This window comes from Pigmentiphaga litoralis (genome assembly GCF_014651835.1).
GTDB classification, from domain to species: Bacteria; Pseudomonadota; Gammaproteobacteria; order Burkholderiales; family Burkholderiaceae_B; genus Pigmentiphaga; species Pigmentiphaga litoralis.
In genome coordinates, this window is the sequence record NZ_BMXQ01000003.1 from 414,114 (window position 1) to 428,410 (window position 14,297).

Genomic DNA, 14,297 nt, shown 5'->3' on the forward strand with positions numbered 1-14,297 from the left:
CGGCCCTATGGAGAACGCCCCTTATTGATACCAGGGTCCTGCCTGTCGCGGGACCTGGTTGTAAACAGATTGGTTACCACAGGCTCCAACGCACCATGGCAAAACGCGATTTTTACGACGTCCTCGGTCTGGCACGCAACGCGTCCGACGAAGAGATCAAGAAGTCCTACCGCAAACTGGCCATGAAATACCATCCGGACCGCAATCCGGATAACAAAGAGGCCGAAGAAAAGTTCAAGGAGGCCAAGCACGCCTACGAAGTGCTGTCCGATGCTGAAAAGCGCGATGCGTATGACCGGTATGGGCATGCGGGCGTCGACGCCGCGGCAGCGGGCGGCATGGGCGGTAACCCGGGCGGGTTTGCCGATGCCTTCGGCGACATCTTTGGCGAGATCTTTGGTGGTGGCCGCCAGCGCGCGGGTGGTGGCGGATCGCAGATGTACCGCGGCGCCGACCTGAAATACGGCCTGGAAATCACGCTGGAACAGGCCGCCAACGGCTTCGACACCGAAATCCGTGTGCCGAGCTGGGAAAACTGCGAGGTGTGTCACGGCTCGGGCGCCAAGCCCGGCACCGAACCCAAGACCTGCCACACCTGCGGCGGCGCGGGCGCGGTGCGCATGCAGCAGGGCTTTTTCAGCGTGCAGCAAAGCTGCCCGACCTGCCATGGCACCGGCAAGGTGATTCCTGATCCCTGCTCGACATGCGATGGCGCGGGCAAGGTTCGCCGCAACAAGACGCTGCAGGTCAAGGTGCCGGCCGGTATCGATGACGGCATGCGTATCCGGTCGTCGGGCAATGGCGAGCCGGGCGTCAATGGCGGTCCGTCGGGCGACCTGTATGTGGAAATCCACATCAAGCAGCACGCCATCTTCCAGCGTGACGGCGACGACTTGCATTGCGAATTGACGATTCCGTTCACGACCGCGGCATTGGGTGGCGAACTGGAAGTGCCGACGCTGGGTGGTCGCGCGGAGATCACGATCCCGGAAGGCACCCAGTCGGGCAAGGTGTTCCGTTTGCGTGGCAAGGGCATACGCGGCGTGCGCGCCAGCTATCCGGGCGATTTGTACTGCCATGTCGTGCTCGAGACGCCGGTGCGCCTGACCGACAAGCAGCGGCAGTTGCTGCGCGACTTTGAAGCGTCGCTGACGGAAGGGGGCGAGAAGCACTCGCCGCAGAGCAAGTCGTGGACAGACCGGGTGAAGGAATTCTTCAGCTGATCGACCGCCTCCACCAAGAAAAACGCCCACTGGTGCAAGCCGGTGGGCGTTTTTTTTATCCTCGTGCTGCGGGCAGTCGATTCAATGCCCGCCCCCCAGATACGCGGCCACCACCGCCGGATCATGCCGCAGCCGTTCCGCCGTTCCGTGTACCGAGATCCGGCCGTTTTCCAGCACGTAGCCATAGTCCGCCACTTGCAGTGCCGCGGCGGCAAATTGCTCCACCAGCAGCATCGTCACGCCTTCGCTTTTCAGCCTGGCAATGATGCGGAACACCTCTTCGACCAGGATGGGAGCCAGGCCCATCGAAGGTTCATCGAGCAGCACTACGTCAGGGTTGAGCATGATCGCGCGGGCCATCGCCAGCATCTGCTGTTCGCCCCCCGACAGCGTGCCGGCCAGTTGCGTGCGCCGCTCTTTCAGGCGGGGGAAGAGTTCCATCGCCCGTTCCAGGTCGGCTTTGACGTCGCCCTTGGGCCGTCCGCCGGTCAGCCGGGGAAAGGCGCCGAGCAGCAGATTGTCGTTGACCGAACTGCGCGGGAAGACGCGCCGGCCTTCGGGGGAGTGAGCCAGGCCCAGCCGCGCAATGTGATGCGAGGCCATGCCGTCGACCCGCGTCCCGTTCAACGAGATGCTGCCGCTGGTGGGCTGGATCATGCCGCTGATGGCGCGCATGGTGGTGGTCTTGCCGGCGCCGTTGGAACCGATCAGCGTGACCACCTTGGCCTTCGGGACGTCGATGTCGATGCCGTGCAGCACCTTGACCTTGCCGTATCCCGCTTCGAGATTCCTGATGGACAACATGGTGTCTCCTTGGTGCTGAATGCTGGTTGCCTGACTGCGGGTTGCCTGACTGCTGGATGCCTGAGTACGCACAAGAAACCGGTCCGCCTCAGGCCGCCGCGGCGGTAGGGGCGCCGCCCAGGTAGGCTTCGATCACCTTGGGATCGGACTGCACCTGCCGTGGCAGGCCTTCGGCAATCTTCTGGCCGAAGTCCAGCACCGACACCACGTCGCACACGCCCATCACTACGTCCATGTGATGCTCGATCAGGATCAGCGTAATGCCGTGATCGCGGATCTTGCGGATGATGGCAAGCAGTTCGACGATGTCGGGCGCGGTCAGCCCCGCAGCGGGTTCATCGAGCAGCAGCAGTTGCGGATCCAGCGCCAGGGCGCGCGCAATTTCCAGCAGCCGTTGTTTGCCGTAGGGCAGGTTGCGGGCTTCTTCCAGCGCGAAGTCCGCCAGGCCGACAAACGCCAGCAGCGCCATGCCCCGTTTGCGGGCAGCCGCCTCTTCGCGCTGCCACGAACCCGTGCGCAGCATGATGCCCGGCAAGGCCGTGTTGAAGGTGTGATGCAGGCCCACCAGGACGTTGTCCAGTGCCGTCATCTCGCCGAACAGCTGCACGTTCTGGAAGGTGCGCGCGATACCCGACAAGGCAATGTCGGAGGGCGTCCGGCCCGCCAGCGACCGGCCCGCGAAGGTCACGCTGCCGGCGGTAGGCGTATAGATGCCGGTCAGCACGTTCATCATCGTGCTTTTGCCCGATCCGTTCGGTCCGATCAGGCCGTGGATGGTGCCGCGGCGGATTTTCAGGTCCACCTGGTTCAGCGCTTTCAGGCCGCCGAATTTCATCAGGACCTGACTGGCGTCGAGCAGGCCGGCATCGGCAGCGGCCCCCGCGGCGTTACCTTGCGCCGCCGGCGCGCGTGCAATCGCCAGGCTGGCTTCCGCTTCGGGCAGCGGCGTTGCCGCGGCTCGCTCCGCGCGTTTGTGCGCAAAGAACGTGTTGCGCACGAATCCCACGATACCGTCAGGCAGGTAGTACACAACGAACAGGATCATCACGCCAAAGATCGTCAGCCGCCAGTCGGTGACCGCGTCCAGCCAGAACGCAAAACCGGCCAGTGCGACGGTGCCGATCACCGGCAGCATCACGCGTTGAGGCGTGGTGCGCTTTTGCGCCAGCAGATAGCCCGCGCCCAGCACCACCAGCAGTGCGACCGCGACTGCCACCATCCGGAACGTTCCAATATCGTCCAGCATCTTGGGCAGCATCACGATGATGGTGGCGCCCAGCAACGGCCCGATACGGGTCTTGCGTCCGCCCATGATCACGGCCAGCAGGAACAGGATGGTCAGTTCGAAGTTATAGGTGTTGGGCGAGATGTATTGCTCGGAGTACGAATACAGCGACCCCGCCAGGCCTGCGAAGCCTGCGCTGATCACGAAGGCATACACCTTGTACCGGTACACCGACACGCCCATGCAATCGGACGCGATCGGACTGTCCCGCAGCGCCTCGAACGACCGGCCCAGATACGACTTGAGGATGCGGTGCACGGCCAGCAGCGCCAGTACCATCAGCGCGGCCACGATCCAGAAGTATTCCGTCTTGTTGACCAGATGGGTGCCGAACATCGGCTTGGACAGCTTGATGCCCAGCGGGCCTTCGGTCAGGAAGGTCATCTCGTTGATCAGGATCTGGATGATGGTGCCGAACGCAAGGGTCACCATCGCCAGGTAGGGTCCCGTTACGCGCAACGCAGGCAGCGCCAGCACCGCGCCGAACACGGCCGTCACGGCGATGGCGGCCGGCACGGTGATCCAGATCGGCATGCCGAGTTGGAACACCAGCACGCCGGCTGTGTAGGACCCGATGCCGAACAGGCCGGCATGGCCCAGAGACACCTGTCCGGTATAGCCCACCACGATGTCGAGCCCGAACAGCAGGATCGCGTAGATCATGATGGTCTCGACCAGATGCTGGTAGTACGGGTTGGTCACCGCCAGCGGGAACAGCGCCAGGCAGACGATGCCCAGCACCGATAGTGCGATATGCAAAGGTTTCATCGTCATACCTTCTTGATGGCAGTCTTGCCGAACAGGCCGGCCGGCTTGAGCGCGAGCACCAGCAGCAACAGCACGAGTCCGGGCACGTCCTTGTAGCCCGTGGACAGGTAGAACCCGGTGGTCGTCTCGGCGATGCCCAGCACCAGTCCGCCCACGATCACGCCCATGCCGCTTGAAAGCCCGCCGATGATGGCGACCGCAAACGCCTTGAGGCCGAGCACCGCGCCCATGGTCGCGCCCGTCAGGGTCAGAGGAGCGATCAGCACGCCCGCAAATGCCGCCGTCATGGACGACAGTGCATACGAAAACGTGATGACGCGGCTGGTGTCGATGCCCATGAGGCCTGCCGCCGCCCGATCGTCGGACGTCGCCACCACGGCCTTGCCGTAGATCGACTTGCGGTTGAAGATTTCGACCGCCAGCATGAGCGCCAGGGCGCCGACCACCACCAGCAGTTCCATGGGCAGCACGTTGGCGCCCAGCACCTTGATCGGCGCTTCGGGCAGGGGTGAGGGGAAACGCAGGTCATCGCGGCCCCACACGTTTTCAGCCACGTTCTTGAAGATGATGCCAAGCGCGATGGTGGCCATGATCCAGCCGAATTCCGACCGGGTCTTGATCGCCGGCCGCACGCCGACACGTTCGACCAGCGCGCCTTGCGCCAGGCCGAACAGGCACACCAGGGGGATCATCAGCCAGTAATTGACGCCGAGTCCGACCAGCGTCAGGCCGACAAGTGCGCCCAGCATCAGCGCCTCGCCCTGGCCGAAATTCAGGGTGCCGGATGTCGCGAACGTGACCTGGTAGCCAAACGCGATCACCGCGTAGATCATGCCAAGCGCCACGCCGCTGTAGATCAGCTGTATGAAGATTTCCATCTGGGATCCCGAGCAGAAAACCGGCTTTCCCGGCGCAGGCCGGAAAAGCCGTGGAGACAGCCGGCGCCGCAGGGCGCCGAGTCCAGGTCAGGCGCCGGACGGCGCCTGATTGCACGTGCCAGCCTTACTTGGCCAGGGCGGCGCTTTCTTTCTTGCGCGCGGTGGCGCCCGACTTCATGTCGCTCTCGTAGGCATAGACGACGCGTCCGCCCTTGACCTCGCCGATCACGGTCAGGTTGGCCGTGATGGCGTCATGGTCGTCGTGCGAGAACGGCTTTTCGTACGTCATCACCACGCCTTCGACCGGCGTCTGCAGGTTTTCGAGCGCTTCACGCAGCTTGACGCCGTCGGTGCTCTTGGCCTGGTTGATCGCGGCGGCCAGCAGATAGACCGAGTCATAGCCCTGCGCGGCGGACACCGGCGAGTCGATGCGATTGTTCTTGGGCTTGAAGGTCTTGAGGTAGTTGTCGATGAAGGCCTTGCGCTTGGGCGTGTTCGGTTCCTGGATGAAGGTTTGCGGCATGCGAGCGCCTTCGCCGTTGGTGCCCGAGTTGTCGATGTAGTTGGCCATCGACAGGGTCCAGCTGCCGATCAGCGGCACTTTCCAGCCCAGCTTGGTCATGCCGTTGGCGATCTGCGCCAGTTCGGGGCCGATGCCATAGGTCAGCACCGCTTCTGCCCCGGCCGATTTGGCCTTGAGCAGTTGCGCGGTCATGTCCACGTCCTTGATGTTGAATTTTTCAACGGCGACCGGCTTCATGCCTTTGGCGGTCAGGGCCTTTTCCAGATCCTCGCGGCCCAGCTGGCCGTAGTTGGTGGAGTCGGCCAGGATTGCGACCTTCTTGAAGCCGCGCTTGGTGACGGCTTCTTCCACGATCATCGGCGCCTGGATGGTGTCATGCGCGGCGTTGCGAAAGACATAGTTGTCGGGATGCTCGGGCTTCTTGAACTGGTGCGTGATCACGCTGCCGGTCGCCACGTTGTTGATGACCGGAATCTTGGCGTCCTGGAAGAAGCGCTGCGAGGCCAGGGCAACACCGGTGTTGATGTAGCCCAGCATGGCCACGACCTGTTCCTTGTTGATCATCTCTTGCGCGATCTGCACGCCGCGTTCGTTCTTGGCTTCGTCGTCGCGTTCCACCAGCTGCAGTTGACGGCCCATGACGCCGCCGGCCTTGTTGATCTCGGTCGTTGCCAAGCGGACGCCGTCCCGCATGCTGACTCCCATGGACGACGAGCCGCCCGTGAAGGGCCCCGACACGCCGATCTTGATCGGGTCGGCGGCTTGGGCGAACGAGGCGGTCAAAGACAGTGCAAGGATGCCGGCGAGTTTTTGTAATGGGAAAGTCATGGTGTCTCCTGAGGTGCAGCGGAAGTAGCGGACTGAGGCAGTACGGACCGAATCAAGCAACAGCGGGTCAAGCAAAACCAGGGCAAGGCCAGGGCAAGGCAGGCAGGGCAGGGCCGGGATGGATCAGGCCGCCGTGCGGGTGTCGTTCCACAGCACGTCGCCCGTCACGTCGCGCACGTCGCGCGTGCCGGTCAGCGCCATGGCGACGTCCAGTTCCTTGCGGATGATGTCGAGCGTGGCCGTCACGCCGGCTTCGCCAAGCGCGCCGAGGCCATACAGGAATGCGCGTCCGATCAGGCAGGACTTGGCGCCAAGCGCCAGCGCGCGCAGCACGTCCTGGCCGGAGCGGATGCCGCCGTCGAACATGATCTCGACCCGGTCGCCCACGGCCGCCGCGATCGACGGCAAGGCAGCGATGGACGAGGGCGCGCCATCGAGCTGGCGGCCGCCATGGTTCGACACCACGATGGCGTCGGCGCCGCTGTCGGCCGCGAGTCGCGCGTCCTCGACATTGAGCACGCCTTTCAGAATCAGCTTGCCGGGCCACAGGCGCCGCACCCAGGCGACGTCGTTCCAGTTCAAGGAAGGGTCGAACTGGCCCGCGATCCATTCGGACAGGGTCTTGAGATTGCCAGCCTTGGCCAGTTGCGCTTCGAGGTTCCCGAAGCTTTTGCGCTTGCCCATCATCACGCCCCACGCCCATGACGGCTTGGTCGCGATGTCGAGTGCATTGGCGAGCGTCAGGCGTGGCGGGACCGCCAGGCCGTTCTTGATGTCACGGTGGCGCTGGCCCTGGATCTGCAGGTCCAGCGTGAGCACGAGGGCGGAACAATTGGCCGCGATCGCGCGTTCGATCAGCGACTGCGAAAAGGCGCGGTCGCGCATCACATAGAGCTGGAACCAGAAGGGCTGGGTGACGGCGTCGCGAACGTCTTCGATCGAGCAGATCGACATGGTGCTGAGGCAGAAGGGCACGCCGGCGCGTTCGGCCGCGCGGGCGGCCAGGATTTCGCCATCGCCATGCATGATGCCGGTCAGGCCGGTCGGCGCCAGGCCCACCGGCATGCTGACGGGCTGGCCGAGCATGGTGCTGGCAAGATTGCGCGAGGAAACGTCGACCATGACGCGCTGGCGCAGGCGCAGCGCCGCCAGGTCGGAGCAGTTGGCGTGCAGTGTGACTTCATCGTACGAACCACTGTCGACGTAGTCGAAGATGGCGCGCGCCACACGGCGCTTTGCCATCGTTCGCAGATCCCCGACGTTCGTGATTGCCTGCATCCCCGTCCCCTCTATTTTTGTTATGAGAGAGCCATGCTATCGAGGTAGAGCATGTGTTGCGCAGAATATCATTCCGCATGAGCCTGGAAAATGTTTCCGCCTCGGGGTTAGTACGTGCTGGTTTGCCCGTTGCGGGTTAACGAGGTCAGCCAGGTCGCGAACAGATCGACGACCTCGTCGGCGGGCTGCGAGGCATCGCGGCACAGGTAGTAGTCGGACGCCGACGGCACGGTAATGTCGAACAGCCGGACCAGCTTGCCTTCGTCCAGCCACTGGCGCACCAGGCAGTCCCGCGCCAGGCCGACGCCCATGCCGGCGCGTGCGGCTTCGAGCATCATGCCGAGGTCGAACATGCGCACGCCGCCTTCGGGTTCGGTGCTGTCGCTCACGCCAGCGGCAAGCAGCCACGGCCTCCACGGTTCCAGCGGGCAGCGCAGCAGGGTGGCCTGGCGAATGTCCGCGGGGCTGCGCAGGCCCGGGTGGGCCGCCAGGTAGTCCGGCGAACACACCGCAAACACGGGGTCATGCGTCAGGCGCTGCGAGATCAGGCCCGTGAAACTGCCGGTGCCAAAACGGATCTGCAGGTCCGCATAGGGCGGTCCGACCTCCAGGTAGGGGATCGACAGCAGCAATTCGATTTCCACTTCGGGATGCCGTTCGGTAAAGCCCGCAAGTTGGGGCACCAGGATCTGCCGCGCGAAGGTGGGCGTGGAGACAATCCGCAGGGGGTCGCGCCGTCGCACCGCGCGCTGATGCAGCGATGCGTTCGACAGCAATTCAAGCGCGCTGCGGACCTGCTCCAGATATTCCTTGCCCGCCAGGCTCAGGTCCAGCCCGCGACCGCGCCGCACGAACAGGCTCACGCCCAACTGCGCTTCGAGTGCGACGACCCGTTTGCCCACCGCGCTGGCGGTGATGCAGAGCGCCTCGCTCGCCCGTTCGAAGGACCCCAGGCGGGCTGCCGCTTCAAAGGCCTGGATGCCGGCAAGCGGAGGAAGCCGGACGTCTTTCCCGGTCGGACTGTGCATGCGAAGGTCCTGCGCTGGCAGCGGTGGCAATCAAGCAGTATAGGTTCTGCCGGACACCAAAAAACAAGGCGCGCAGTGGGGGATTTCCCGCTGCGCGCCTTGCGTCATGGTGGTTCAGACGATGCTGCCGGCGGCCTTGTGCAAGCCGCCGCTGGATGGCTACTTGGTCCGGAAGTCTCCGGCCGCGGCCGAACTGAACGCCTCGGGCTTGAGGTATTTACGCAGGACCGAATTGACCTGGTCGGTCGTCAATGCCTGCATCTTGCGGTCAAGCTCGGCCGAAAACGCGAACGTACGTCCCAGCTCCAGGTACTCGGCCCAGGTGCGCACCACGGCACGGTCCTGCGCGCGGGTCAGCTTGCGCAGGCTCATGATCGACGCGATCCCATCCTTGACCTCGGCATCGGTAAATCCGTCTTTCGCGGCACGCGCCAGTTCTTCCTTGATCGCGGTTTCCAGCTTGGCGCGATTGCTGGGCGCGTAGATGGCGTACACGGTCCAGTCGGCAGAAGGCTCGTACAGCGAGACATTCAATGCGCTGCGAACGTTGTACGACAGGCCTTCCTTTTCCCGCACGCGCGTCCAGAGCCGCGACGTTTCGGACATGCCGAGCAGGTAGTTGGCGACATACAGCGCCGGGTAGTCGGCGTGGGTGTCCTGCACCGGCATCGGCATCGTGGCGGCGTAGAACGCGTTGGCCTTGTCGGGCAACGGCAAGTCGAACTGCTTGGGCTCGACGGGGTGGAAGGGATCCGACACACGCGTGTACGACGGCGCCGTCTTCCAGCCTTCCAGACCCTTGGTCAACGACTGTTCGACCGCCTTGCCATCGAAGTCACCGACGGCGACGAAGCGGACTTTGCCGGCGCCGTAGAACTGGTTGTAGAACGCAACCAGATCCTCGCGCTTCAGGCCATTGATGGCCGCGGCCTTTTCTTCGAAGGTCTGCACATAACGCACGTCACCCGCCGGCCAAGGATTGCCGTGGCGGGCCAGCGTGCGGCGCGCGACTTCATCGGGTTCCTGGCGATCGTCTTCGATCGACGCAAGTTCGCCGCGCTGGTACTCGTCAAGCTGCGATTCCGGGAAGCTGGCGTTGCGCAGGATGTCCATGGCCAGCGCCACGGCAGGCGCCAGGTTGTCGCGGGTCGTGGTGATATTGACGCTCAGGTCGGTGCCGCTGCCGCTAAAGCTGACATCGGTGCGCAAGGCGTCGAACTTGTCGTCGATCTGCTGGCGCGTCAGGGTCGGCGTGCCCCGATACACCAGCGCCGATACGGCGCGCGATACGTCCATCTTGCCTTTCAGGCTGTCGGCGTCGCCGAACTGCAGCGACAGCCGGGCGTTGACGACGCGGCCGCGGGTGGACTTTTCCAGCAGGGCAAGCTGCACCGGGCCGTTAGGCAGGTCCAGCGTCTTGCGCTGCGTGCGGGCGTCCAGATTGGCGGGTGTCGGATCGAAGGCTTCGGCTTGCGCGTAGTCCTTGTCACCCGTATAGCCGTCCAGTTCCTTCTGCAAATCGAAGGTCGCCACGGCGGGCGCGCGTTGCGGCGCGTCGGTCGGCACGTAGGCGCCCAGCGTCCGGTTGGACTGCAGCAGGTAATTTTCGGCCACGCGCTGGACGTCGGCCAGCTTGATCGCGCGGACGCGGTCGCGGGCCAGGAAGAAGGTGCGCCAATCGCCGATCGCAATCGATTCCGACAAGGACACGCCGACCTTTTGCGGATCGCTGTAGGCGGCGTCCCAGTCCTTCAGCCACTTGGTGCGCGCGCGCTCCAGCTCTTCTTCGGTGATGGGCTCGGTCTTGATCGATTCCAGCGTCTTGAGCATGGCGTCGCGGGCGGCGTCTTGTTGCGCGGTGCTGGCCAGTTGGGCCCCGAACATGACGGTGCCGGGATCGTGCGAATCGAAGGTAAAGCCGAAGGTGGCGGCGGCCAGACGCGATTCCACCAGACTCTTGTACAGGCGGCCCGACGGGTTGTCGCCCAGGATCCCCGACAGCAGGTCGACGGCGGTAGCGTCCGGATGGCTCCCTTGCGGCACGTGGTACAGCGCGGCCACCAGCGGCGTGCCGCCGGTGCGGCGCAAGGTGATGCTGCGTTCGCCGTCCTGCACCGGTTCTACGGTGTACAGCGGCGGCAGGGCGCGCTTGGGCTTGGGCAGCTTGCCGAAGGTGCGCGAAATCGACGTCAATGTCTTGGCCGGATCAAAGGCACCCGACACGATCAGCACGGCGTTGTCGGGCTGATAGTAGGTGCGATAGAAGGCCTGCAGACGGCTGATGTCGACGTTCTCGACATCCGATCGCGCGCCGATGGTGGACTTGCCGTAGTTATGCCATTGGTAGGCCACGGCGTTCATCTTGCTCATGAGAATGCGGAAGGGATTGTTCTCGCCGCTTTCCATCTCATTGCGGACCACGGTCATCTCGGTGTCCAGGTCCTTGCGCGCGATCAATGAATTGATCATCGCGTCGGCCTGCCAGCCCAGATACCAGTCCAGGTTGTCTTCGTTCGCGGCAAAGCTGGCGAAGTAGTTGGTGCGGTCGGTCCAGGTGCTGCCGTTGGCGCGCAGGCCACGGCGCGAAAACTCGCCCAGTGCATTGCGCAGCGTGGGCGTGCCCTTGAACAGCATGTGTTCCAGCAGGTGGGCCATGCCGGTTTCACCATAGTTCTCATGGCGTGAGCCCACCATGTAGGTCATGTTGACCGTGGTGGTCGGCTTGGAGGCATCGGGCGCGAGCAGCACGCGCAGGCCGTTCTGCAAGCGGTATTCGGTAATGCCTTCGACAGACGTCACGCGCGTCATGCCCTTGGGCAGCGCCGGCCCGGACTGGGCGGCCAGCACGCTGGGCGCGGTGAACACGGCGGCAGGCACGACCACGGCCGCGGCAGCAAGCCGCAGCAGTGTCAAGGAAGCCAGGTGGCGGGAAGCAAAATGACGCGATGACGATGCACTCATGGATGCCCGATAGAAAGGTGAAAAGAAAGGTTGGAGTCGAGGCGGCCGGTTTGGTTCGACGCGATCACTTCGACAACAGCCGCATGGCCTGCTCGAGGCCGCCGAGCGTCACACCGAACATGCGGTTCTGCATCAGCTTGCGGATGATGTCGATGGATTGCCGGTAGGGCCACAGGCTTTCCGGTTCCGGATTGAGCCAGATGCTTTTTGGAAAGGCCGACGCCACCCGCTGCAGCCAGACCGCGCCCGCCTCGGGATTGTTGAATTCGACGGAGCCGCCCGGCTGCAGGATCTCGTAGGGGCTCATGGTGGCGTCGCCCACGAAGATCACGCGCCAGTCGGCGTTATACGTGCGCAGCACGTCCCAGGTCGGAATGCGTTCGGCATGACGTCGCCGGTTGTCGCGCCACACGAAGTCGTACAGGCAGTTGTGGAAGTAATAGACCTCCAGGTGCTTGAACTCGCTGCGCGCCGCCGAAAACAATTCTTCGATCCGCGCGATGTGGCCGTCCATGGTGCCGCCCACATCCAGCAGCATCAGCACCTTCACCGCATTGTGCCGCTCGGGCACCATGCGGATGTCCAGGTAGCCGGCATTGCGGGCGGTCTGCCGGATGGTGTCATCCAGGTCCAGTTCCATGTCGGCGCCCTGGCGCGCAAAGCGCCGCAACCTGCGCAGCGCCACCTTGATGTTGCGCGTGCCTATCTCGACGGTGTCGTCATAGTCCTTGTAGCTGCGCTGATCCCACGCCTTGACCGCCGTACGGTTGCCTGACGACTGGTCGCCAATGCGGATGCCTTCGGGGTGATAGCCGCCACTGCCGAAGGGCGAGGTGCCGCCCGTGCCTATCCACTTGCTGCCGCCTTCGTGGCGTTCCTTCTGCTCCTTCAGGCGCTTCTGGAATTCGTCCATCAGCTTGTCCCAGCCCAGCTTTTCAATCGCGGCCTTGTCTTCGGGCGACAGGTCGCGCGCCAGATTGCGCAGCATCCATTCGAGCGGAATGTCCTTGCCTGGCGGGAAGGCGGCGTCGATGGCGCGGGTGTAGCTTGCGAAGGCCAGATCGTACCGGTCGAAGAGGGTCTCATCCTTGACCAGCACGATGCGCGCGAGCAGATAGAACTCGTCGAGCGACGGCGGAATCACCTGGGCCTTGAGCGCTTCGAGCAGCCCCAGGAACTCGCGTATCGACACCGGCAGCTGGTGCTTGCGCAGGTGGTAGAAGAAGTCGATCAGCATGCCATCCCCTCCGGCGTCTGGGCGTCTGGGCGTCTGGGTTGACGGGTCTCAGCGGCGGCCCGATCGCGCCATGGCGACCAGCCGTTCGAACAGGTGCACGTCCTGCTCGTTTTTCAGCAGGGCGCCATGCAGCGGCGGCACGATCGCGTCGCGGTCCTGGCTGCGCAGGGCCTCTGGCGGAATGTCTTCGGCCAGCAGCAGCTTCAGCCAGTCCAGCAGTTCGGACGTGGACGGCTTTTTCTTGAGGCCGGGAACGTCGCGCAGCTGATAAAACGTGGCCAGCGCGGCTTCAAGCAGCGACTTCTTCAGGCCCGGAAAGTGCACGTCGACAATGGCCTGCATGGTGGCTTCGTCGGGAAAGCGGATGTAGTGAAAGAAGCAGCGGCGCAGGAAGGCGTCGGGCAGGTCCTTTTCGTTGTTCGACGTGATGATCACCAGCGGACGATGCACCGCGCGCACCATCTGCTGCGTCTCGTACACAAAGAACTCCATGCGATCCAGTTCGCGCAGCAGATCGTTCGGGAACTCGATGTCGGCCTTGTCGATCTCGTCGATCAGCAGGACCACGGGCTCGTTGGCGGTGAAGGCCTGCCAGAGCACGCCGCGCACGATGTAGTTGTCGATGACGCGGACGCGTTCGTCGCCCAGCTGCGAATCGCGCAGCCGCGACACGGCGTCGTACTCGTACAGGCCCTGGTGCGCCTTGGAAGTCGACTTGATGTGCCACTGCAACAGCGGCCGGTTCAGCGCGCGCGCCACTTCTTCGGCCAGCATGGTCTTGCCGGTGCCAGGCTCGCCCTTGATCAGCAGCGGCCGCTGCAGCGTCAGCGCCGCGTTGACCGCCAGTGTCAGGTCCTGCGTGGCGACATAACTGTCGGTACCGGCAAAACGGGGAGAAGGGGCGTCGGCTTTCTGCGGCGTCTGGTCAGGCATGGAATCCGTCCGTAAGGAAAGGCATGGCGGGGAAGGCAAGGCGGTCACGGCGTGCCGTGCAGGGCAGACATGAGCATAGCGGATCGGCGCGAGAGGCCGCTCGCGTGGCGTCCGGACATCGCATCCGGCCGCTCTGCACTGGGCGGGATGGCGGATAAAGCAGTGGAGTGATGTATCATCCGGCGTTATAAAGTAGAAAGGCATAAGCAGCTTCCGAGCCATGACGCGACAGCGGCACGGGCGGGGGCCGCGGGCACCTCGGGGGGGATACCTTGGCGCCGCCATAGATAGAGACTGCCGGGAGCGAGACCGCCGCGTCGATCGGGTTTTCCGCCGCCGGCTCGCAGGATTCCCAGCCTGCCGCTCCTGACCACAGGCATTGCCGACATCCCAGCGCCCCGTAGCCGTCAGCGTTGTCCAGCCAAGGCCGTTAGCGGGATTTACATCGATTCTGATAGAGCCGTCGAATGAAGTTCAGCATAACGAGCGTGTTGGGAGCAGGGCGGTCGCCACTGCGCAATGGCCACGGATGGTCCGCCGTCGCAAAGCGG

10 protein-coding genes are annotated in these 14,297 nt (G+C 64.1%); 1 reads left to right on the forward strand and 9 read right to left on the reverse strand.

What is annotated here, in order from left to right; all coding sequences use genetic code 11:
• Positions 1 to 95: 95 nt before the first annotated feature.
• Positions 96 to 1,223, forward strand: coding sequence for a molecular chaperone DnaJ (dnaJ, locus tag IE116_RS24975; protein ID WP_189616520.1), 1,128 nt, complete (start codon positions 96 to 98; stop codon positions 1,221 to 1,223).
• 81 nt (positions 1,224 to 1,304) lie between these two features.
• Here dnaJ and IE116_RS24980 read toward each other — a convergent pair whose 3' ends face one another.
• The 9 genes from IE116_RS24980 to IE116_RS25020 form a co-directional block, all read right to left on the reverse strand.
• Positions 1,305 to 2,027, reverse strand: coding sequence for an ABC transporter ATP-binding protein (locus IE116_RS24980; protein WP_189616522.1), 723 nt, complete (start codon positions 2,025 to 2,027; stop codon positions 1,305 to 1,307).
• A gap of 88 nt (positions 2,028 to 2,115) precedes the next feature.
• Positions 2,116 to 4,080: a branched-chain amino acid ABC transporter ATP-binding protein/permease gene (locus IE116_RS24985; protein WP_189616523.1), complete on the reverse strand. Its 1,965-nt coding sequence runs from the start codon at positions 4,078 to 4,080 to the stop codon at positions 2,116 to 2,118.
• Between the two features lie 2 nt (positions 4,081 to 4,082).
• On the reverse strand, positions 4,083 to 4,958 hold the full coding sequence (locus tag IE116_RS24990; RefSeq protein WP_189616525.1) for a branched-chain amino acid ABC transporter permease: 876 nt from the start codon (positions 4,956 to 4,958) through the stop codon (positions 4,083 to 4,085).
• 124 nt (positions 4,959 to 5,082) lie between these two features.
• A complete protein-coding gene (locus tag IE116_RS24995; protein ID WP_189616527.1) occupies positions 5,083 to 6,309 on the reverse strand; it encodes an ABC transporter substrate-binding protein in 1,227 nt (408 codons plus the stop codon).
• 123 nt (positions 6,310 to 6,432) lie between these two features.
• Entirely contained in the window at positions 6,433 to 7,587 is a 1,155-nt protein-coding gene (locus tag IE116_RS25000; RefSeq protein WP_189616529.1) for an alpha-hydroxy acid oxidase, read from the reverse strand.
• A 107-nt stretch (positions 7,588 to 7,694) separates the two neighbouring features.
• The gene (locus tag IE116_RS25005; RefSeq protein WP_189616531.1) at positions 7,695 to 8,615 is read right to left on the reverse strand and encodes a LysR substrate-binding domain-containing protein; all 921 of its coding nucleotides are present in this window, start codon (positions 8,613 to 8,615) and stop codon (positions 7,695 to 7,697) included.
• Positions 8,616 to 8,774: 159 nt separating this feature from the next.
• The gene (locus IE116_RS25010) at positions 8,775 to 11,576 is read right to left on the reverse strand and encodes a M16 family metallopeptidase (RefSeq protein ID WP_189616533.1); all 2,802 of its coding nucleotides are present in this window, start codon (positions 11,574 to 11,576) and stop codon (positions 8,775 to 8,777) included.
• Positions 11,577 to 11,640: 64 nt separating this feature from the next.
• Positions 11,641 to 12,813: a vWA domain-containing protein gene (locus IE116_RS25015; protein WP_189616534.1), complete on the reverse strand. Its 1,173-nt coding sequence runs from the start codon at positions 12,811 to 12,813 to the stop codon at positions 11,641 to 11,643.
• Positions 12,814 to 12,861: 48 nt separating this feature from the next.
• Complete coding sequence (locus IE116_RS25020; protein ID WP_189616537.1) at positions 12,862 to 13,746, reverse strand: AAA family ATPase; 885 nt, start codon at positions 13,744 to 13,746, stop codon at positions 12,862 to 12,864.
• Positions 13,747 to 14,297: the final 551 nt, after the last annotated feature.